This window comes from Sphingomonas sp. (genome assembly GCF_039594485.1).
In the GTDB taxonomy this organism is placed as follows: Bacteria; Pseudomonadota; Alphaproteobacteria; order Sphingomonadales; family Sphingomonadaceae; genus Sphingomonas.
In genome coordinates, this window is record NZ_JBCNNI010000001.1 from 144,797 (window position 1) to 163,978 (window position 19,182).

A 19,182-nucleotide genomic window follows, 5' to 3' on the forward strand; every position below is an offset into this window, starting at 1 on the left:
AAAGAGCCCACCAAGGCAAGGTTGGCGAGCTACCCCAAAAGCCGCTAGGCCAGCGCGCATGAGCCAGAATGGAAAGATCGCCGCCCTCATCGTCGCGGCGGGCGGCAGCAGCCGCATGGGCGGCGGCACACCCAAACAGTTTCGCGACCTGGGCGGCAAGCCCATGCTTCGTTGGAGCCATGAAAGCTTCAGCGCCCATCCTTCCATCGCCGCCGTCCTGACCATGGTGGCAGACGACCATAGGGATCACGCTCGCGCCATCCTGCCCGATGCATGGATCGAAACCGGAGGGGCGAGCAGGCGCGAGTCGGTGGCGCGTGGCCTTAGGCTTCTGGCACTAAAAGGCGTCGAGCGGGTGCTGATCCATGATGCGGCTCGTCCCTTTCTGTCCCATGCGGTGATCGACCGCGTACTGGCCGCTTTGGTTTCGGCCGATGGCGCGATGCCTGTTCTCCCCGTGGCCGACACCTTGGCGCGTGGAGCCGATCACGTGCTCGGCGATATCGTCCCCCGTGACGGCGTGGTCCGCGTGCAGACGCCGCAAGGTTTCCATCTTCAATCCGTCATCGCCGCGCACGCCGCCTGGCCGGCCGATGCGGAAGCCACCGACGATGCGCAGATGGTGCGACGACTTGGCGGGCGCGTCGCTTTGGTGCAGGGCGATGCGATGCTCGAGAAGATCACCTATCCCGACGATTTGGCCGGTGCGGACATGCGACTGGCCTGGGAAACCCGCACCGCCATGGGCTTCGACGTCCATCGACTGGAGGATGGGGAGGAACTGTGGCTGGGGGGCGTGCTGATCCCGCATCATCGGGGCCTGTCGGGGCATAGCGACGCGGACGTGGCGCTCCACGCGCTGACCGACGCGCTGTTGGGCACGATCGCGGCGGGCGATATAGGCACGCATTTCCCGCCCAGCGACCCGCAATGGAAGGGAGCCGAATCGGGCCAGTTCCTGGAACATGCCGCCAGCCTGATCGCCCAGCGTGGCGGACGGATCGATTTCGTCGACCTCACGATCATCTGTGAGGCCCCCAAGATCGGGCCGCACCGCGCCGCCATGGTGGAACGCATTGCCGGTCTGCTGAACATCGACCAGAGCCGGGTCAGCCTGAAGGCCACGACGACCGAGCGGCTTGGCTTTACCGGACGCGGCGAAGGGATCGCGACTCAGGCGGTTGCGACCGTGCGCCTGCCCATGGCGGCTTCGGCGTGAAAGCGCCCGGCCTGGTCCTGGCACTCGCGGCGTTGCTCGCACCGGAGGCCGCAGCGGCACAGCAGGGCTGCATCACCGCGCCCGAGGCGGAGGTGATGACACTTGTTGCGATGCCCGACATCCTGCGTGAAACGGGGCGGGTCTGTGGTGCGCGCCTCCCCGCCGGGAGCCTGATCCGAGGCAATAGCGCGCTGATCGCCAAATATGAGAGCGCGGCGGATCAGGCGTGGCCAGCCGCACGGGCCGCGATCGTCAAGCTGTCCGATCCGGCAATCGATACCCTGCTGCAATCCGATTATGCCCGCCCCCTGCTGACCTCGTTGCTGGTGCCGTTCATCGTGGGGCGGATCGGCCTGGAGGACTGCGGCACGATCGATCGGCTGGTGACGCAGCTTGCCCCCCTGCCCCCGCGCAACATGGCGTCGGTGGTCGTGACCGCCCTGCAATATCTCAAGAGCGAAAAGGCACGGGGACGGCAGGTCGCCGTGCCGGACCTGCCGCTTTGCCCGAACGGAAACCGTTGATGGACACCCTCCTTCCCCCCGAACTCGTCGCACTGGCCGAGCGGGTCGTATCCGCCAATCGCGCGATCGGTCGCCGTGTCGCGCTGGCCGAAAGCTGCACGGGTGGGCTCGTGTCCGCCGCGCTGACTGAAATTCCCGGTTCGTCCGATGTGGTCGAGGCGGGTTTCGTCACCTATTCAAACGATGCCAAGATCAGGCTGCTGAACGTCAGCCCGGACGTGATCGACACGTTCGGCGCGGTGTCCACCGCCACCGCCTGGGGGATGGCGCAGGGGGCGCTGGCGGCGAGCGAGGCGGATATCGCGGTGGCGATCACCGGCGTCGCCGGACCGGGCGGCGGCACGCCGAAGAAACCCGTCGGCACGGTCGTCTTCGCCCAGGCGCTACGCGACGGCGACCCGGAAGAGGTGAAGGCCGAACGCCATGAATTTGGCGAGATCGGCCGGGGCGGTATCCGGCTTCAGGCGGCGCTATTGGCGCTGGAGCTGCTGTTGCCATAGAGCTTGGCGGCGCGCTCCTCGAACGCGCCGATCATGCGACGCAGGGCGGTGCCGAACACCTGCCCGGCGAGCATTTCGAACACCCGGTTCTTGAAGGCGAAGTCGACGGTGAAGTCGACCGCGCAACCCTGTTCCTCGGGCCGGAAACGCCAGTTATTGCGGAGATATTTGAGCGGGCCGTCGAGATACTCGACGTCGATCGTCTCCGGCCGAGCCTTGGTCACGCGGCTGGTAAAGGTCTCGCGCAGGCCCTTGAAGCCGACGATCATGTCGGCGACCGTCTCGTTCGGCGAATCCGATCGCACGCGCATCGCCGATACCCAGGGGAGGAACTCGGGATAGCGCGCGACGTCGGCGACCAGATCGAACATCTGCGCCGGGGTGTAGGGCAGATGCCGTGTCTCGCTATGCTTCGGCATCAGCGATGGGCAGCCAGCTTCGCCTCACGCGCGGCGCGAAGCCGCTCGAAATCGTCGCCGGCGTGATAGCTGGACCGGGTCAAAGGCGAGCTGGCGACCAGCAGGAAGCCCTTGGCCCGCGCGATCGAGGCATAAGCGTCGAACGCCTTGGGGGTCACGAACTCCGCGACCTTGGCGTGGCGCGGCGTCGGCTGAAGATACTGGCCCATGGTCAGGAAATCGATGTCGGCGGAACGCATGTCGTCCATCACCTGATGGACCTCCAGCCGTTCCTCGCCCAGGCCCAGCATCACGCCCGACTTGGTGAAGATCGACGGATCGTGACGCTTCACGCTTTCCAGCAGGCGGAGCGACGCATAATAGCGCGCGCCCGGCCGGATCGTCGGATAGAGCCGGGGCACCGTTTCCAGATTGTGGTTATAGACGTCCGGCCGCGCCTCGACGATCGATTCGATCGCGGCCTGGGCCTTGTTGCGGAAATCGGGCGTCAGGATCTCGATGGTCGTGTCGGGCGTAGTCCGGCGCAGCGCCTGGATCACCTTCACGAACTGCGACGCGCCACCATCGGGCAGGTCGTCGCGATCGACCGAGGTGACGACGATATGCTTCAGGCCCATCTGCGCGGCGGCATCCGCGACATTCTGCGGCTCCATCGCATCGACCTTGCGCGGCATGCCCGTCTTGACGTTGCAGAACGCACAGGCGCGCGTGCACGTGTCGCCCAGGATCATGACGGTCGCGTGCTTCTTCGACCAGCATTCCCCGATATTCGGGCAAGCGGCCTCTTCGCAGACGGTTGTCAGGCTCTTGGCACGCATCAGTTCGCGGGTCGCGGCGAAACCGGCGCTGGTTGGAGCCTTGACCCGGATCCAATCGGGCTTGCGCGCACGCACCGGTGCGGCCAACGGAGTCAACTCGTTCATGCCCGCGAAATAGCGACGCTCTTCGCCCGACACAATGCCTGGTGACGGACGCGCGAATATCGCCGGACAGACACAATTTGATATGGAACCGAAACGGCCGGGATCGGGTTCGCCTGCTATATCCCGACCTCCTTAACAGGATAAGAGAGAGCAATGACCGACTTTAACGACCTCGTGGATGGCTATCAGCGCTTTCGGACCTCCGATTGGCGTCGCCAGCGCGACCGCTGGGCCGAATTGAAGGAAGGCCAGAGCCCCAAGGTTATGGTGATCGCCTGTTCGGACAGCCGCGTCGATCCGGCACAGATTTTCGACACGCTGCCCGGTGAAATCTTCGTCGTGCGCAACGTCGCCAACCTCGTGCCGCCGTTCGAGACCGGCGGCGGTCATCACGGCGTTTCGGCGGCATTGGAGTTCGCGGTGACCCAGCTCGAAGTGTCCGACGTGGTGGTGATGGGCCATGGCGCGTGCGGCGGCTGCAAGGCGGCGCTGACGCAGGGCTTCGCCCATGCGCCGCAGGGCGAAGGCGGCTTCATCTCGGATTGGGTGCATCTGCTCGACGGCGCGCGTGAGAAGGTCGTCGCCAAGCATGGCGATGGGCCGGATGCGATGCGCGAGATGGAACTGGAAGCGGTCCGCACCTCAATCGCCAATATGCGCACCTTCCCGTTCGTCACAAAGCGCGAAGAGGCCGGCACGTTGAAGCTGCGCGGTGCATATTTCGCGATCGCCGATGGTATCCTGCACCTGATGAACGACGACGGCGAGTTCAAGCCGGCCGGGTTGGCCGCCGCGGTCGCATGACGCAGAACGCCCGCGCAGGCTCTTACCTGCGCGGGCGCCAAGCCGATCAGGGGGCGGATGCCGATCGCGGCACCCGCCCCTTTTTCATGCCGGTCAGTGGCTTGCGGCCACCACCGTCTGATCGCCTTCCTTCTTCGGTTCGGCGGTCGAGCGGAGATGGAGTTCGCGCATCTGTCGCGGCTCGGGCAGGCTGGGCGCGCCCATCAGCAGGTCTTCGGCGCGCTGGTTCATCGGGAACAGCGAGATTTCGCGCAGGTTCTGTGCGCCGCAGATCAGCATGACGATGCGGTCGACGCCCGCCGCCATACCGCCGTGCGGCGGCGCGCCATATTGGAAGGCGCGGTAGAGGCCGCCGAACCGCTCTTCCACATCCGCCTTGGAGAGGCCGACAAGCTCGAACGCCTTGACCATCAGTTCCGGCGACTGGTTGCGGATCGAACCCGATGCGATCTCATAGCCGTTGCAGACCAGATCATATTGATAGGCCTTGATCGACAGCGGATCGGCGGAGGTCAGCGCCTCCATGCCACCCTGCGGCATCGAGAAGGGGTTGTGGGCGAACTCGACCTTCTTTTCGTCCTCGTCCCATTCATAGAAGGGGAAATCGACGATCCAGCACAGGCGGAATGCCCCCTCTTCGATCAGGCCGAGCTGTTCCGCGACGCGGGTACGCGCCAGGCCCGCCAGCTTGGCGGCCTGCTCGACCTTGCCCGCGGCGAAGAACAGGCCGTCATCGGGGCCGAGGCCGAGCGCGGCATAGATCGCCTCCATGCCCTCGGTGCCGTGATTCTTGGCGATCGGACCACCAAACTCGCCGCCCTTGCGGGTGACATAGCCCAGGCCCGCATGACCCTCGGCCCGCGCCCATTCGTTCATCTCATCGAAGAACTTGCGGCTCTTCTCGGCGGTGCCCGGAGCCGGGATCGCACGGACGACGCCGCCCGACCCAACGATCTTCTCGAACAGGCCGAAGCCCGATGTCGTGAAATGCTCCGAGACATCGGTGATGATCAGCGGGTTGCGCAGATCGGGCTTGTCGCTGCCGTATTTCAGCATCGATTCCGAATAGGGAATGCGCGGGAACTGACCGATCGGCGTGACGGTCCGTCCATCCGCGAACTTTTCGAAGATGCCGCCGATCACCGGCTCCATCGTCTCCCACACCTCTTCCTGGGTGACGAAGCTCATCTCCAGGTCGAGCTGGTAGAACTCGCCCGGCAGGCGGTCGGCGCGCGGATCCTCGTCGCGGAAACAGGGCGCAATCTGGAAATAGCGGTCGAACCCTGCGACCATCAGCAACTGCTTATACTGCTGCGGCGCCTGCGGCAGCGCGTAGAACTTGCCCGGATGGATGCGGCTGGGGACCAGGAAGTCGCGCGCGCCTTCCGGCGAGGAGGCGGTCAGGATGGGGGTCGAATATTCGGTGAAGCCCGCCCCTTCCATGCGACGCCGCATGTCGGAGATTACCTGGGTCCGACGCACGATATTGGCGTGCAGCGTCTCGCGGCGAAGATCCAGGAAGCGATAGCGCAGGCGGATGTCTTCTGGATATTCCTGCTCGCCCGCCACCGGCATCGGCAGTTCCTCGGCGGCAGAGAGGATGGTCGCTCCCTTCGCGAAGACCTCGATTTCGCCGGTTGCGAGGTTGGGATTGATCGTGCCCGCCGAGCGCGCCTTCACCACGCCATCGATCGTGACGACCGATTCGACGCGGACCGCTTCCAGGATCGCGAGTGCGGGGGTGTCGCTGTCCGCTACGATCTGGGTGATGCCGTAATGGTCGCGCAGGTCGACGAACAGAACACCGCCATGATCGCGCTTGCGATGGACCCAGCCGGACAGGCGAACCGTCTGGCCGACCGCTTCGGCGGTCAGCGCGGCGCAGGTGTGAGTACGATAGGCGTGCATGGCGGGCATTCTCTGTACGTCTGGGGAAACTGTCGCCGCTTCCCCGCCCACCCCCGGTTTGTCAATCCCAATGTGGTCAAACAGGGCATATGCGGGTTCCGCTTTGTCAAGCCGCCCCTGCAGCGCTATGTGCACATGATGCACGTTCATCCGTTGATTACCGACAGCGCCACGCTCGCCAATCTCTGCGCCCGCCTCTCGCAAGCCGACTATGTCATGGTCGATACCGAGTTCATGCGCGAAAGCACCTACTGGCCGGAGCTTTGCCTGATCCAGATCGCCGACACCGAAGAGGCCGCTGCGATCGATCCCAAGGCCCCGGGCCTCGACATGACGCCGCTGCTCGACCTGCTGGTCAACAATGACGAAGTGCTGAAGGTCTTCCATGCCGGTGGGCAGGATATCGAGATCATCTACAACCTGACCGGCAAGACGCCGCACCCCCTGTTCGACACACAGGTCGCCGCGATGGCGCTGGGTCAGGGAGAGCAGATCGGCTATTCCAATCTGGTCGATAGCTGGCTGGGCATCTCGATCGACAAGGGCGCGCGCTTCACCGACTGGTCGCGCCGCCCGCTTGACCAGCGGCAGGTCGATTATGCGATTGGCGACGTCACCCATCTCTCCGCCATCTTCCCCAAGATGCTGGAGCGCCTGCGCAAGACCGGACGCGGCGCATGGCTGGATCAGGAGATGGAGCGGCTGGCCGATCCCGCACATTACGCCAACGACCCGGATTGCGCGTGGAAGCGCGTTCGCGTTTCGGGACGCAAGCCCGACATGCTCGGCCGCCTCAAGGCGCTGGCCCGCTGGCGCGAGCTGGAGGCTCAGGCCAAGGACCTGCCGCGCGGCCGCATCGTCAAGGACGAGACGCTGGCCGATCTGGCGGGCCACCCGCCGCGCAAGCAGGCCGATCTCGCAAAAGTGCGCGGCCTGTCCGCGACCTGGGCGGGCAATGATATCGGCGCGCGCCTGATGGATGCGCTGGAGTCGGCCACCCCGCTCGACGCGGACGAACTGCCCGCGCGTGACGATCGCAAGCCGGGCCTGGGTCGCGAGGGTGCCCTGGTCGCCGATCTGCTGAAGCTGCTGCTCAAGATCCGCGCGCGGGATATCGACGTCGCGCCGCGCCTGCTCGCCCGCGCGGACGATCTGGAAATGCTGGCCGCTGGCGTTCGTACCGGCCTGTCGGTGCTGGACGGATGGCGCTTCGAGCAGTTCGGCCGCGACGCGCTGGATCTCGTCGAGGGGCGGCTGGGCTTCGTGGTCAAGGGTGGCAAGCTCAAGATGGTACGGACCGAGGAGGAAGTCGCATGATCCGCATGGCACCTATCATCGCAATGGCCGCCCTAGCCGCCTGCACCCAGACCAAGGCCCCGCCGTCCCGCGCCGAGCAGATGGCCGAGTTGCCGGCCGAGGCATGCGGTGATGGGCGCGTCGCGGACCTGATGGGGAAGCGCTGGAACGAATCGATGCGGGCCGCGACTCTGGCGCGGGCGGGGGCGAAGACCTTGCGGGTAATCGCGCCGGGAATGGCGGTCACGATGGACTATCGCGTCGATCGCCTGAACATCGAAACCGATGCCGCAGGAACGATCACTCGGATCCGCTGCGGGTGAGGCGCACCGGCGTCCGCCCCAGCGCGTTCGCCAAGGCGGCATGGCGTCGTTCCACCGCCTCGCCGTAGAAGCCGCCATCGGCCTCGTCCATCACCAGCCCCAGCGTTGAGGCATCGAGCCGCAGCCCGGTACGCTCCAGCGGCCCGGCCAAGCCTCCACTCAACCGCTGTCCCAGCCGGATCGCCAACCCCCAGCCGGTGGCCAGCTTCAACTGCGCCGGGGTGGCGAGTTCGGAGAGCGACGCGGGAACATCCAGCCCCCCGCCCAGACTGGTGTGCAGCGCCTGTGCCAGCATCGCGCGGCCGACCGCGTCGATCCCGACCCAGTTGCCGTGCAGCGCGATTTCGACGCCGCGCTCGGCCCGAAACTCTGGATTGGCGCGCCATCCGACGTCGGCGAGGAGGCAGGCGGCGTGACGCAGCCGCTCGTCGGTCGCGGACTCGCCCGCAAATAGCGGGGCGATCCAGCTTTCCAGCAAATCACCATGTTCGGGGAACCGGCCGAGCAACCGCCCCTCCTCACGTGCGGCGACAATCAACGGGTCCTGTTGCCGAGTGCGGGCGTCGAGCGCGCCATAGAGCAGCCCTTCGCGCAGCCCATAGGCCGATACGACCGTCGTGCTGCTACCCAGATGCTTGAGGAGCACGGACAATAGCGCCGTCGCATCGCCCAAAGTCGCTGCGCGACTGGTCGACAGACCCTTTATCTCTCGCAGCCGGGGCTTGGACAGATGCGGGATCGTCCGTGACAGACGTAATATGTCGATCGGGGTGAGTTCGTAATGATGGATGATGGGCAACGGATAATCGGCCAGCGCCATGTCCAGTCGCGCCAGCGCGCGCCACGATCCGCCGACCAGATAGAAGGGCAGTCCTCGTCCGCGCCCGTCCCAGCCCGCTTCATCGATCAGCCGGCCGACATGGCGCTCGAATGTCTTGCCCCCACGTTCGCGCAGCGCCGGGATGCGCAGCACGCCAAGCGGAAAGGACACCCGGTCCTCGACATCGCCATCGCGGATGCGAACCAGTTCAAGGCTGCCGCCGCCCAGATCGCCGACGATGCCGTCGGCATCGGGAATGGCGGACAGCACGCCGAGCCCCGCCCCCATGGCCTCCTGCTCGCCCGATAGCAGCTCGACCTCAAGGCCGAGTGCGGTCGCGCTGTCGATCAGGTCCTGTCCGTTGGCGGCATCGCGCACCGCCGCCGTCGCCACGGTCCGAAGCGTCGATACGCCCATCTCCCGCGCGAGGCTGGCGAAGCGGGCCAGGGCGATGCGCGCCTTGGCCAGGGCCCCCGGATCGATCGCGCCGGTCGCCGCCAGCCCGCGACCCAGCCCCGCCATCACCTTCTCGTTGAACAGGATCGCCGGCAACCGCGCCGGGCCTTGATAGACGACCAGCCGGATCGAATTCGAACCGATATCGATGATCGCGGTGCGTGGTGCTCGGGTGCCTGACATCGTTCCGTGCGGCCCTTCAGCGCTGCCGCCGGAGCGACAGGGTCGGCACGGCCTTGCTGGTGTCGAGCGCCGCGCCGCGTCCCGAAAGCGATGGATTGGTCATGAAATACCGATGCAGGTTGAAGGGACGATCGCCGGGTTCGTCGCGGACATAGCTGCCATCGGGTTCCAGTTCCCAGCTCTGCTCATTGTCGAGCAGGTTGGCGACCATGACCTGATCCAGGATCTGGTCATGCACCGTCGGGTTCAGGATGGGCAGCATATATTCCACGCGACGATCAAAATTTCGCGGCATCCAGTCGGCGGAGGAGATGAACAGCTTGGCCGCATCGTGCGGCAGCATCTTCCCGTCGCCGAATGCCCAGATACGGCTATGCTCCAGGAAGCGGCCAATGACCGACTTGACCCGGATGTGCTCGGACATGCCGGATACGCCGGGGCGCAGGCAACAGATGCCGCGAATGATCAGGTCCACCTCGACCCCGGCGCCGCTCGCCTCATACAGCTTCTCGATGATCAGCGGGTCGACCAGCGAGTTCATCTTGGCCCAGATGCTGCCCGGTCGCCCGGCGCGGGCATGGGCGATCTCCGCATCGATCAGCGCCATCAGATTGTGGCGCAGGTCACGCGGCGACAGGCTGACGCGGTTCATCGCGATCGGCTCGACATAGCCGGTGATGTAGTTGAACATCTGGGCGGCATCCCGGCCGATCAGCGGGTCGGCGGTGAAGAAGCTGATATCGGTGTAGATGCGCGCGGTCACCGGATGATAATTGCCCGTGCCGAAATGGCAGTAGGTGCGGAAGTCGCTGCCTTCGCGCCGGACGACCATCGACACCTTGGCATGGGTCTTCCAGTCGATGAAGCCATATACGACCTGGACCCCCGCCCGTTCCAGCGCGGACGCCCAGTAGAGATTCTGCTCCTCGTCGAAGCGCGCCTTCAATTCGACGATCGCCGTAACCGACTTGCCGGCTTCGGCGGCCGCGATCAGCGCGTTGATCACGGCCGATTGCTTGCCCGCCCGGTAGAGCGTCTGCTTGATCGCCACCACATCGGGATCGGCCGCCGCCTGCTTGAGGAAGGCGATCACGACCTCGAACGTCTCATAGGGGTGATGGACGACGATATCCTTGGCCTTGATCGCGGCGAAGCAATCACCGGCGAATTCCCGAATCCGCTCCGGGAAGCGAGGGGCATAGGCCGGGAACTTCAGGTCGGGGCGGTTCTCGTCCACCAGCATGTCGAGGTCACCGATGCCGAGCAGGTTGCCGCTCTCCGTGATGATCGCATCCGAGCCGCCCAGCTCGTCGCGCAGGACATCGGCCAGTTCGTCGGGCATGCCCGTTTCCAGCTCCAGCCGGATGACGCGCCCGCGCCGCCGCCGCTTGATCGCGTTGGCGAAATAGCGGACCAGGTCCTCCGCCTCTTCCTCGATCTCGATATCGCTGTCGCGCAACACGCGGAAGGTCGCCGCGCCATTGACCACGTACCCCGGGAAGAGCAGCCCCGAAAACCGTCTCAGGATCGTCTCGATCGCGACATAGCGCGCGCCGTCGCCGGGCAGGCGGACGAAGCGCGGCATGGTCGGCGGAATCATGACCAGTTCGCGGATCGGTTCATTGTCCGATATGCGGGTCAGGTCAAAGATCATCGACAGCCCCTTGTTCGGAATGAACGGAAAGGGATGCGCAGGGTCCAGGGCCTGAGGGGTCAGAATCGGGAAAATCTGGTCACGGACATGGCTTTCCAGCCAGGCGCTCGCCTGCTGGTCGATCGCGTCGCGTCGCAACACAAAGACGCCCGCCTCGTCGAGCAGGTTGCGCAGGTCGCCCCACACCTCCTGCTGGCTGGCCATCAGGCGATCCGCCTCGGCGACGATACCGCTCAACTGCTGCGCCGGGGTCAGGCCGTCGACCGAGCGCTGTTCGAGATCCTGCGCCTGCTGGCCCTTCAACCCGGCGACACGCACCATGAAGAACTCGTCCAGATTGGACCCGGAGATCGACAGGAAGCGCAACCGCTCCAGCAGGGGATGCGCGGTATTGCACGCCTCCTCGAGAACCCGGCGGTTGAAGGCCAGCCAGGAAAGCTCTCGGTTGAAATAGCGGCCATTGGGCTCGGGAGCGAAATGATCGTCGTCCGGCTCGGACATTTGCGCGATATGGGCAGGACGGTTCATCGTTTCTCGCTCAGGCTCCGCGGCGGCTCAAGGCTCGGTGACGAGGCCCGCCGAAATCAAAGTGGATCGTGCAAGGGCAATCGACAACCGCGCACGGCGTTCCATCGCTCCCTGGTCCAGCATATCCACTGCTCGGATGACAGAAAGGTGACTGCGCTCGATTCGGGCCGTCAACCATTCGATCAGATCGGGCCGGGCATCCAGTCCGCGACGCTGGAACAGCAATTCGAACAGCGCCGCGACCAGTTCGTCGTCCGGGGCCTTGATCTCCGCCAGGCTGCTATTGGCCAGCCGCGAGCGCAGGTCGGGGAGCTTGACCGCCCAGCGCGGCGGGGGCGCATCGGCCACGATGAGCAGCGGCCGCCGCTCGGCCTGCGCGGTGTTCCAGGCGTGGAAGATCTGGACCTCGGGCACGCGTTCGGCATCGTCGATGATCGTGCCGCCACTGCGCGCGGCAAAGATGCGCGCCAATAACGACCGCCCCGACTTGCGCGGGCCGGTCAGGATGGCGGCCATGGTCGGCCAAGCCTCCCATTGTTCGAGCATCCGGGCCGCGATGCGGTTGGAATCGGTCAGCAGGAAGGCATCGGATCGGGGGTCCGCCGGCCATTCCAGCGGAAGCGCAATCTGGTTCATCCGTTAATCACATTATCCGATGGAGGAGTGGGCGTCGGTGCCGTACGCCGGACCCGCAAGGTCGTACCCGAGCCGGATACCTGGAAGCCACGTTGCTCCAGGGCCCGCCGCAACTGCTCTGGGTCACCGTCATAGGTCACCGCCATGATCGACACCCCGCCGAGCGCTAGGCTGGTCGTCCCGGCACGGAGGACGCCCGGAATGGACCGGATCAGCCCCTCGACATTGGCAACCGCACTGGCGGTCGGCGCGTCATATTGCAGGCTGACCGCAATCCCCGCCCCCGACTGGGCGATGGCGGCATCGAGACCCTGGATGGGCTCGTCCGGCAGGGCGGTATCGACCACCTCCGCCTGCGGCTTGGGCGGCGGGCTGAGCGTCGGGTCGAGGTGGAGCGTTCCGCTGGCCAGGGCCCGCTGATACAGGCCATCCAACCGCGCCACGCCGGTATCTAGGAGTTGCGCCAGTCCATCGGTGCTGCCGATCCGCAGCGTCACCGACCCCAGCGACACATTGTCCGGTCCATACCGGGCCTCGAACACGCCGATCACCGGGCCGCCGGGCGATTGGCGATAGAGATGGACGACCGGGATCAGGATGTCCGAGGCGCCATATTGGTCGAGAATGCTGCGCCACCATCCGCGCGAACGGCGACCGAGCTGCCCGGCGTTCAGCAACAGCGCGTCGGCGCCGGTCCCTGACGGGCGGATATAATCGATGCTGCTATTGCCGGTACGGAACCGGGCCCAGGCCTGTTGCCAGGGCGTGCGGGTCTCGAACATCTGCGACGTGCCGCCCGACACCTGAAGCGGCATGACCAGCATCGGCGGCGATCGATCGGCATAGGCGGATACGCCCAGCACCGAGGCCGCCCGAACCCGATCGAACAATATGCCGAGCTTCGCGACATAGCGCGTCGGCCCGATCTGTTCATTTTCGACCACGATGCCTGATACCAGCGAATCGAGCAGCCCATCGGACGCGCCGACATCACTGCGGCCCAGGCGCTGCGCCAGGATCGCCCAGCCCCTGCGCTGCGCGATACGCCATCCGCCGAGCCGCGCAGCCTCCGCCGTGCCGGCCGAGACATCCACCGAAACGCCGGTCACCTCATAGGAACTGCCGCTGTCCACGGGAGCGACGCCGCGTTCCTGCCCTTCGATCTGGGCAAGTACCGCACTCCCCCCAAGCCCGAGCGCGGCAAGGGCGGTCAGGCCATACTTCAATGGAGGCAAACGCAAACGCATCGCGGCCTTTTGGCGAAGCAGACGTGGAAATCCAAGCGCGATGTGGCTAACGGGCAAACATGACCGACAACAGCACGCCGTCCACCACCCCGTCGCCCGCCGAAACCGGCGCTTCCTACACCTATGCCGATGCGGGCGTTTCTATCGCCGCCGGCAATGCGCTGGTCCGCGCGATCGGCCCGCTGGCCAAGGCGACGCGGCGGCCGGGTGCGGACGCGGATCTCGGCGGGTTCGGCGGCTTTTTCGACCTGAAGGCGGCGGGCTTCAACGATCCGTTGCTGGTCGCCGCGAATGACGGCGTGGGTACCAAGTTGAAGCTCGCGATCGAACATGACCGCCATGACGGCGTCGGTATCGACCTGGTGGCGATGTGCGCCAATGACTTGGTTGTGCAGGGTGCCGAGCCCTTGTTCTTCCTCGATTATTACGCGACGGCGAAGCTGGAGGGCGATGTCCCGGAACGCGTCATCGCATCGATTGCCGAGGGTTGCCGCATCGCAGGCTGCGCCCTGATCGGCGGCGAGACGGCGGAAATGCCCGGCATGTATGCACCGGGCGATTATGATCTGGCGGGTTTCTGCGTCGGCGCGGTGGAGCGGGACCAGGTGCTGACCGGCGCGACCATCGGCGATGGCGACGTGATCCTGGGTCTCGCCTCATCCGGTGTCCATTCCAATGGCTTCTCGCTTGTCCGGCGACTGGCGGCGGACAAGGGCTGGAAGCTGGATCGTCCCGCCCTGTTCGATCAGGAGCGCCTTTTGATCGAGGCGCTGATGGCTCCGACTCGGATTTATGTCCGATCGCTGCTGCCCTCGATCAAGGCCGGCACGATCAAGGGGCTGGCCCATATCACCGGCGGCGGGTTGCTGGAGAACATCCCCCGCGTCCTTCCCAAGGGCGCGCACGCCGTGGTCGATGCGGACGGCTGGGAACAGCCGCGCCTGATGGCCTTCCTGCAGGCACAGGGCGGGATCGAACCGGAAGAGATGGCACGGACCTTCAACTGCGGGATCGGCATGGCGGTGATCGTCGCGGCCGACCAGGCCGGATCCGTCGCCGGAACGCTGCGCGCGGCGGGCGAAACCGTCGTCACCATCGGCCGGGTTGAGGCGGGTGAGCGGGGCTGCACCGTCAAGGGATCGGCGGGCACCTGGAGCGCCAAGGCCGACTGGACGGCGACCCATGCGGCCTGAAGGGCCGGTCAAGGTCGGTATCCTGATTTCCGGCCGGGGCTCCAACATGCAGTCGCTCGTCGCGGCGTCGCAGGGCCCCGCGTCAGCCTATCAGATCGCGCTCGTGGCCTCGGACAAGCCGGACGCTGCGGGGCTCGCCTGGGCTGCGGAACGGGGCCTTGCCACCTTCGCGCTGTCGCCGAAGGGGATCGGCAAACCCGCCTATGAGGCTGCGATCGACCAGGCGCTGCGCGAGGCGGGCGTCGAGGTGATCGCCCTTGCAGGCTATATGCGGTTGCTGTCGGGGGAATTTGTTCGCCGCTGGCAGGGACGCATCCTCAACATCCACCCGTCGCTCCTGCCTCTCTACAAGGGGCTCGACACCCATGCCCGGGCGATCGAGGCCGGGGATGCCAAGGCGGGCTGCTCGGTCCATATCGTCACCGAGCAACTCGACGATGGTGAAGTCCTCGGACAGGCGGAAGTGCCGATCCTGCCGGATGACGACGCCACGGCACTTGCGGCGCGCGTACTCGTTGAGGAACATCGTCTCTACCCCCAAGTGCTGACGGAGTTCGTGCGCCGATGACCGATTTCCTGAGCCGTATCCGCGACGTCGCCCTGCTCCTGCCGGGAAGCTCGGAAAAGAGCGAGGCGGGCGAAACCCAGTTTCTGGTAGAGGGGGAGCCCTTCGTTCGTGTGAACGGCACGGGAACGGTGGTTCAGCTGTGCATGGCGGACGCCGACACGGCACCGCACTGGAGCGCGATCGCCCTGGCCCCGGACGTGGACTGGGCAATGATCGAGGACCGGATCGCACGAAGTTGGGAACTCGTCGCTCCCACCGAATTGCTGGAGGCGGGCGGACGATGAGCAAGCCGGCCGGCGATGAAGCAGCCGACCGCGCCAGATCGCGCCGACGGCTCCTGTCGCTTGCGGAGTTCGTCGCGGTCGCGGGCCTTATCGTGGCGGCGCTGACTCTTTACCTCAACTGGTCGCAACGCAGAAGCGACGCGGCCGACAAGGCCGCCAGCGCCAACGCGCAGCAGCATGAGCGAGGACGTCTGGACCTGGTCGCGACGGTCGAGAATGATGGCCGCCGTATCGCGCTCCGCGATCCGAACCACGACATCCAGGACGTGACCATCGACTTCCCCGCCAAGTCGGGAATTGCGCGACAGGCACCGGTCGGCGATCCCGTCATCGACGCCGATCCGATCGCGGGACCGATGCTGGCGCTGACCGATGGACAGGCGGACACGAAGGAGGGGCGCCTGCCGGTGCTGATCACCACCCGCTATTGGGATGGCGATACCGCACGGACCGCCACCGGGCTTTATGACGTGATCTGGAGCACCCATGGGCGCTGGCTGCGCGGCCGTGCGCTACGGCTGGAAGGTTTGCGGCTCAAGGATCGCCACGGCACGGTGGCTAAACTGGACGCCGCCTGGGCGGCCAGACGGGGCTAAAGCCCCCGGGCATAGACGACATCGTCATAGACGGTGTCGCCGACCCGAAATTGTCTCGTGCCTGCCAGGACGAAACCTTCACGCTCGTAAAAGGCGCGGGCGCGTGCGTTGATACCCAATACGCCCAGCAGCATCCGGCGACGGCCGAGCGCACGGGCATCATCGATCGCCCTGGTCATCAGCTTGTGGCCAAGGCCGGTGCCGCGCGTCTGCGACAAGGCATAGATGCGGCGGAGTTCGATATCCCGCGCATCCGTGTCGATGGGGAGGTCGGGTGGAACCAGAAGCGTATAGCCGACAGGCGCCGCGCCGTCGGGATGTTCCGCCAATGTCACGACACAGGCCGAATCGGTGGTCCAGCCATTGAACTTGGCCGCCGAACTATTGGTGGTGCAATGACGCACCATGTCGGGACCGGCAATGATCCCGGCAAAAGTCTCGAGGAAAGTGGCGGCCGCGACGAGCGACAGCGCGGGCGCATCGCCCGACCCTGCGCGCCGCAGCCGCCATTCCATCAGCCGACGATCTCTTCGGGCTTGAAGAAATAGGCGATCTCAATCGCGGCATTCTCGTCCGAGTCCGAACCATGGACGGTGTTGGCTTCGATCGATTCGGCCAGTTCCTTGCGGATGGTGCCCGGCTCCGCATTGGCCGGGTTGGTCGCACCCATGATATCGCGGTTGCGCTGCATGGCGTTCTCGCCCTCGAGAACCTGCACGACGACCGGGCCCGAGATCATGAATTCAACCAGATCGTTGAAGAAGGGGCGCTCCTTGTGCACCGCGTAGAAGCCCTCGGCCTGCTCGCGGGTCATGTGGATGCGCTTCGACGCGACGACGCGCAGACCGGCGTCCTCCAGCATCTTGGTGACGGCGCCGGTCAGGTTGCGGCGGGTCGCGTCGGGCTTGATGATCGAAAAGGTACGGTTCGCGGCCATGATGGTCACGCAGCTCCTGAAATAGGGGTTGGCTGGAAGTGGCGTCGCCCTAGTCGCGGCGGACACGCAATGCAACGTTTATGACTAAGGCCATGTGCCGGGCGGGAGCAGCGGCCGTGCCGTGGCCGCAGGGGATGTTGCCCCGCCTCAGGCTGCCTGTTCCCAGCGCCCCTGGTCGTTCTGTTTCCAGTATCGCCGTTCCACCCCCTCGCGCTCGCCGAGCGAACGCCAGGCGGCCCGCGCCTCGGCGATGCGATCGCCGTCGAAGAAGTGAAAGGCGCGATCGAAGTCCAGCGCCGCCTCCCGCCAGATACCGTCGGCGAGCGCGACATGGCGCGCGCCGTTGCCCGGCTCGATTTCCGCCGCGATCAGGATCGGCTGGATGCTGTCATCCCCCTCCCCCGCCTGCGCGTGCGGGAGGAAGCCGTCGGCGGGGACCATCCAGAGTTGCCGGTCGAGGGCGGTGCGCTGATCCGCATCACCGCTGACGATCAGCAATCGGCCGCCTCCCGCCATCACCCGATCGGCGATGACGGGAAGCAACCGGTCGAGCGGCGCCATGGTCAGGTGGTAGAAGTCGACCTGCATCGCCACCGCTCCTATCGGATCACGCCTCGAACCGGTCCGCGACGAACTGGTCGAGCAGGCGCACGCCGTAACCGGTCGCCCCCTTGTCATGGTTCGTGCCCGGCTTTTCCGACCAGACCATGCCCGCAATATCGAGATGCGCCCAGGCTACGCCCTCGTTGATGTAGCGCTTCAGGAACTGCGCCGCCGTGATCGAGCCGCCACCGCGCGGGCCGACATTCTTCATGTCGGCGATCTGGCTGTCGATCAGCTTGTCATACGCATCGGCCAGTGGGAAGCGCCACAGCTTCTCGTCGGTCGCCTTGCCCGCCGCCAGCAGCGCCTCGGCCAGCGAATCGTCATTGGCGAACAGGCCGCCATGCTCGTGGCCCAGGCTGATGATCATCGCGCCGGTCAGCGTGGCGAGATCGACGATGGTCGAGGGCGAATGCGTTTTCTGAACCCAGGTCAGCGCGTCGCACAGGACCAGACGCCCCTCGGCGTCGGTATTGATGACCTCGATCGTCTGGCCCGACATCGACGTCACCACGTCGCCGGGGCGCTGTGCATTGCCGTCGGGCATGTTCTCGACCAGGCCCATCACACCGACGACATTGGCCTTCGCCTTGCGCGCCGCGATGGCCTTCATCGCACCTGCAACCGCACCGGCGCCACCCATGTCCCACTTCATGTCTTCCATGCCGGCGGCGGGCTTGATCGAGATGCCGCCGGTATCGAAGGTCACGCCCTTGCCGACCAGGGCCAGCGTTTCCGCATCGGCCGCGCCGCCATTCCACTTCAGGACCAGCAGCCGCCCTTCGCGCACCGAACCCTGGCTGACACCGAGCAGCGCGCCCATGCCCAGGTCGCGCATCTGCGCCTCGTCGAGCACGGTGACTTCGAGACCCAGCCCCTCGACATCGTTCAGGACACGTTCGACGAAGCTTTCCGGGTACAGCTTGTTCGGCGGCTCCGAGACGAGCGTACGCGTCAGCTCCAGCCCGCCATTGACCGCATGGACACGGGCATAGGCCGCTTCGGCCTCGCCCCCGGCATCAACGATCGCGATCCGGGTCAGCATCGGCTTCGCCGTTTCGGGCAGCTTGGTCCGGTATACGTCATGGCGCCAGCCGCGCTGCACCGCCGCGCCAGCGAAGGCCGCCAGCGCCTGTGCCGAAGGCTTGGCCGCGAGCCCGGTCAGCGAAACCGATGCGGAGGAGGCGCTGGTCAACAGCCTGGCGGTCAGCGCGCCGCCCGCCTTGCGCCAATCCGCCTCGTCGCCATCGCCCACGCCCAGCAGTACGACGCGACGCACGTCGCCGCCCTCCGGCGCGAAGAACTCGGCGATCGATCCGGCCTCACCCTTGAACCGCGCAGCGTCAACCGCCGCCTGGCCGATCGCTGCCATGTCCGCCCCGCCCGCTTTGGCGACATCCACGCCACCCTTGCCCAAAGGAAGGATGAGGACATCACCGGACTCGACGGTGGTGGTGAACACGATCTGCATGGGTAACCCCTGATGAACTAGTAACCGGTGCTATCATCTAGGCTCTTGGGCCGTCGTGGCAAGCGTGCGATTGCAGCGAGCGCCCGGTGA

The 19,182-nt window shown here is 65.9% G+C and carries 21 protein-coding genes; 10 read left to right on the forward strand and 11 right to left on the reverse strand.

The genetic code is table 11. The annotated features are described in order from the left end of the window. Positions 1 to 58 precede the first annotated feature (58 nt). The 3 genes from ABDV78_RS00690 to ABDV78_RS00700 are packed head-to-tail and all read left to right on the forward strand — an operon-like array spanning position 59 to position 2,243. The gene (locus tag ABDV78_RS00690; RefSeq protein ID WP_343525227.1) at positions 59 to 1,219 is read left to right on the forward strand and encodes a bifunctional 2-C-methyl-D-erythritol 4-phosphate cytidylyltransferase/2-C-methyl-D-erythritol 2,4-cyclodiphosphate synthase; all 1,161 of its coding nucleotides are present in this window, start codon (positions 59 to 61) and stop codon (positions 1,217 to 1,219) included. Beyond that, entirely contained in the window at positions 1,216 to 1,743 is a 528-nt protein-coding gene (locus ABDV78_RS00695; protein WP_343525228.1) for a hypothetical protein, read from the forward strand. Before ABDV78_RS00690 ends, ABDV78_RS00695 begins: the two co-directional genes overlap by 4 nt. Then, entirely contained in the window at positions 1,743 to 2,243 is a 501-nt protein-coding gene (locus ABDV78_RS00700) for a CinA family protein (RefSeq protein ID WP_343525229.1), read from the forward strand. The genes ABDV78_RS00695 and ABDV78_RS00700 overlap by 1 nt, the downstream gene beginning before the upstream one ends. Here the strand turns inward: ABDV78_RS00700 and ABDV78_RS00705 are convergent. Together ABDV78_RS00705 and lipA are read right to left on the reverse strand one after the other, a co-directional pair. After that, on the reverse strand, positions 2,204 to 2,662 hold the full coding sequence (locus tag ABDV78_RS00705; protein ID WP_343525230.1) for a type II toxin-antitoxin system RatA family toxin: 459 nt from the start codon (positions 2,660 to 2,662) through the stop codon (positions 2,204 to 2,206). The two genes, ABDV78_RS00700 and ABDV78_RS00705, sit on opposite strands and share 40 nt — an antisense overlap. After that, complete coding sequence (lipA, locus tag ABDV78_RS00710) at positions 2,662 to 3,585, reverse strand: lipoyl synthase (protein ID WP_343525231.1); 924 nt, start codon at positions 3,583 to 3,585, stop codon at positions 2,662 to 2,664. The genes ABDV78_RS00705 and lipA overlap by 1 nt, the downstream gene beginning before the upstream one ends. A gap of 153 nt (positions 3,586 to 3,738) precedes the next feature. On the opposite strand from lipA, the gene ABDV78_RS00715 reads away from it, so the two are divergent. Then, on the forward strand, positions 3,739 to 4,389 hold the full coding sequence (locus ABDV78_RS00715) for a carbonic anhydrase (RefSeq protein WP_343525233.1): 651 nt from the start codon (positions 3,739 to 3,741) through the stop codon (positions 4,387 to 4,389). Between the two features lie 93 nt (positions 4,390 to 4,482). On the opposite strand, the gene aspS is transcribed toward ABDV78_RS00715, so the two are convergent. Beyond that, positions 4,483 to 6,297, reverse strand: a complete 1,815-nt coding sequence (aspS, locus tag ABDV78_RS00720; RefSeq protein WP_343525234.1) for an aspartate--tRNA ligase — start codon at positions 6,295 to 6,297, stop codon at positions 4,483 to 4,485. Between the two features lie 138 nt (positions 6,298 to 6,435). Between aspS and rnd the strand changes: the two genes are divergently transcribed. Both rnd and ABDV78_RS00730 read left to right on the forward strand, forming a co-directional pair. After that, positions 6,436 to 7,614 carry a ribonuclease D gene (gene rnd / locus ABDV78_RS00725; RefSeq protein WP_343525320.1) on the forward strand — a complete coding sequence of 393 codons (1,179 nt, stop codon included), beginning with the start codon at positions 6,436 to 6,438 and terminating at the stop codon, positions 7,612 to 7,614. Positions 7,615 to 7,637: 23 nt separating this feature from the next. Continuing rightward, a complete protein-coding gene (locus ABDV78_RS00730; protein ID WP_343525235.1) occupies positions 7,638 to 7,916 on the forward strand; it encodes an I78 family peptidase inhibitor in 279 nt (92 codons plus the stop codon). Here the strand turns inward: ABDV78_RS00730 and ABDV78_RS00735 are convergent. From ABDV78_RS00735 to ABDV78_RS00750, 4 genes are read right to left on the reverse strand one after another with little or no spacing between them, the layout of a single operon-like run. Then, a complete protein-coding gene (locus ABDV78_RS00735) occupies positions 7,894 to 9,375 on the reverse strand; it encodes a Ppx/GppA family phosphatase (protein WP_343525237.1) in 1,482 nt (493 codons plus the stop codon). The genes ABDV78_RS00730 and ABDV78_RS00735 overlap by 23 nt on opposite strands. Positions 9,376 to 9,391: 16 nt before the next feature. Next, a complete protein-coding gene (locus tag ABDV78_RS00740) occupies positions 9,392 to 11,557 on the reverse strand; it encodes an RNA degradosome polyphosphate kinase (protein ID WP_343525238.1) in 2,166 nt (721 codons plus the stop codon). Between the two features lie 27 nt (positions 11,558 to 11,584). Next, the gene (locus ABDV78_RS00745; protein WP_343525239.1) at positions 11,585 to 12,193 is read right to left on the reverse strand and encodes a chromosomal replication initiator DnaA; all 609 of its coding nucleotides are present in this window, start codon (positions 12,191 to 12,193) and stop codon (positions 11,585 to 11,587) included. Next, entirely contained in the window at positions 12,190 to 13,440 is a 1,251-nt protein-coding gene (locus ABDV78_RS00750; protein ID WP_343525240.1) for a heavy metal-associated domain-containing protein, read from the reverse strand. Before ABDV78_RS00750 ends, ABDV78_RS00745 begins: the two co-directional genes overlap by 4 nt. Before the next feature lie 59 nt (positions 13,441 to 13,499). Here ABDV78_RS00750 and purM point away from each other — a divergent pair, with 59 nt between their 5' ends. The 4 genes from purM to ABDV78_RS00770 are packed head-to-tail and all read left to right on the forward strand — an operon-like array spanning position 13,500 to position 16,081. After that, positions 13,500 to 14,633 carry a phosphoribosylformylglycinamidine cyclo-ligase gene (gene purM, locus ABDV78_RS00755; RefSeq protein ID WP_343525241.1) on the forward strand — a complete coding sequence of 378 codons (1,134 nt, stop codon included), beginning with the start codon at positions 13,500 to 13,502 and terminating at the stop codon, positions 14,631 to 14,633. After that, positions 14,623 to 15,201, forward strand: a complete 579-nt coding sequence (gene purN / locus ABDV78_RS00760) for a phosphoribosylglycinamide formyltransferase (RefSeq protein WP_343525242.1) — start codon at positions 14,623 to 14,625, stop codon at positions 15,199 to 15,201. The genes purM and purN overlap by 11 nt, the downstream gene beginning before the upstream one ends. Continuing rightward, positions 15,198 to 15,485: a hypothetical protein gene (locus ABDV78_RS00765; protein WP_343525243.1), complete on the forward strand. Its 288-nt coding sequence runs from the start codon at positions 15,198 to 15,200 to the stop codon at positions 15,483 to 15,485. The genes purN and ABDV78_RS00765 overlap by 4 nt, the downstream gene beginning before the upstream one ends. Next, on the forward strand, positions 15,482 to 16,081 hold the full coding sequence (locus ABDV78_RS00770) for a hypothetical protein (protein ID WP_343525244.1): 600 nt from the start codon (positions 15,482 to 15,484) through the stop codon (positions 16,079 to 16,081). The genes ABDV78_RS00765 and ABDV78_RS00770 overlap by 4 nt, the downstream gene beginning before the upstream one ends. Here ABDV78_RS00770 and ABDV78_RS00775 read toward each other — a convergent pair. The 4 genes from ABDV78_RS00775 to ABDV78_RS00790 all read right to left on the reverse strand — a co-directional run bounded on the left by ABDV78_RS00775 (position 16,078) and on the right by ABDV78_RS00790 (position 19,092). After that, a complete protein-coding gene (locus ABDV78_RS00775) occupies positions 16,078 to 16,596 on the reverse strand; it encodes a GNAT family N-acetyltransferase (protein ID WP_343525245.1) in 519 nt (172 codons plus the stop codon). The two genes, ABDV78_RS00770 and ABDV78_RS00775, sit on opposite strands and share 4 nt — an antisense overlap. Further along, positions 16,596 to 17,018 (reverse strand): nucleoside-diphosphate kinase, encoded by a 423-nt coding sequence (gene ndk, locus ABDV78_RS00780; RefSeq protein ID WP_307099160.1) that lies wholly within the window; start codon positions 17,016 to 17,018, stop codon positions 16,596 to 16,598. Before ndk ends, ABDV78_RS00775 begins: the two co-directional genes overlap by 1 nt. Positions 17,019 to 17,165: 147 nt before the next feature. Beyond that, positions 17,166 to 17,606, reverse strand: a complete 441-nt coding sequence (locus ABDV78_RS00785) for a DNA polymerase III subunit chi (protein ID WP_343525246.1) — start codon at positions 17,604 to 17,606, stop codon at positions 17,166 to 17,168. 19 nt (positions 17,607 to 17,625) lie between these two features. Continuing rightward, a complete protein-coding gene (locus ABDV78_RS00790) occupies positions 17,626 to 19,092 on the reverse strand; it encodes a leucyl aminopeptidase (RefSeq protein WP_343525247.1) in 1,467 nt (488 codons plus the stop codon). Between the last annotated feature and the right edge of the window lie 90 nt (positions 19,093 to 19,182).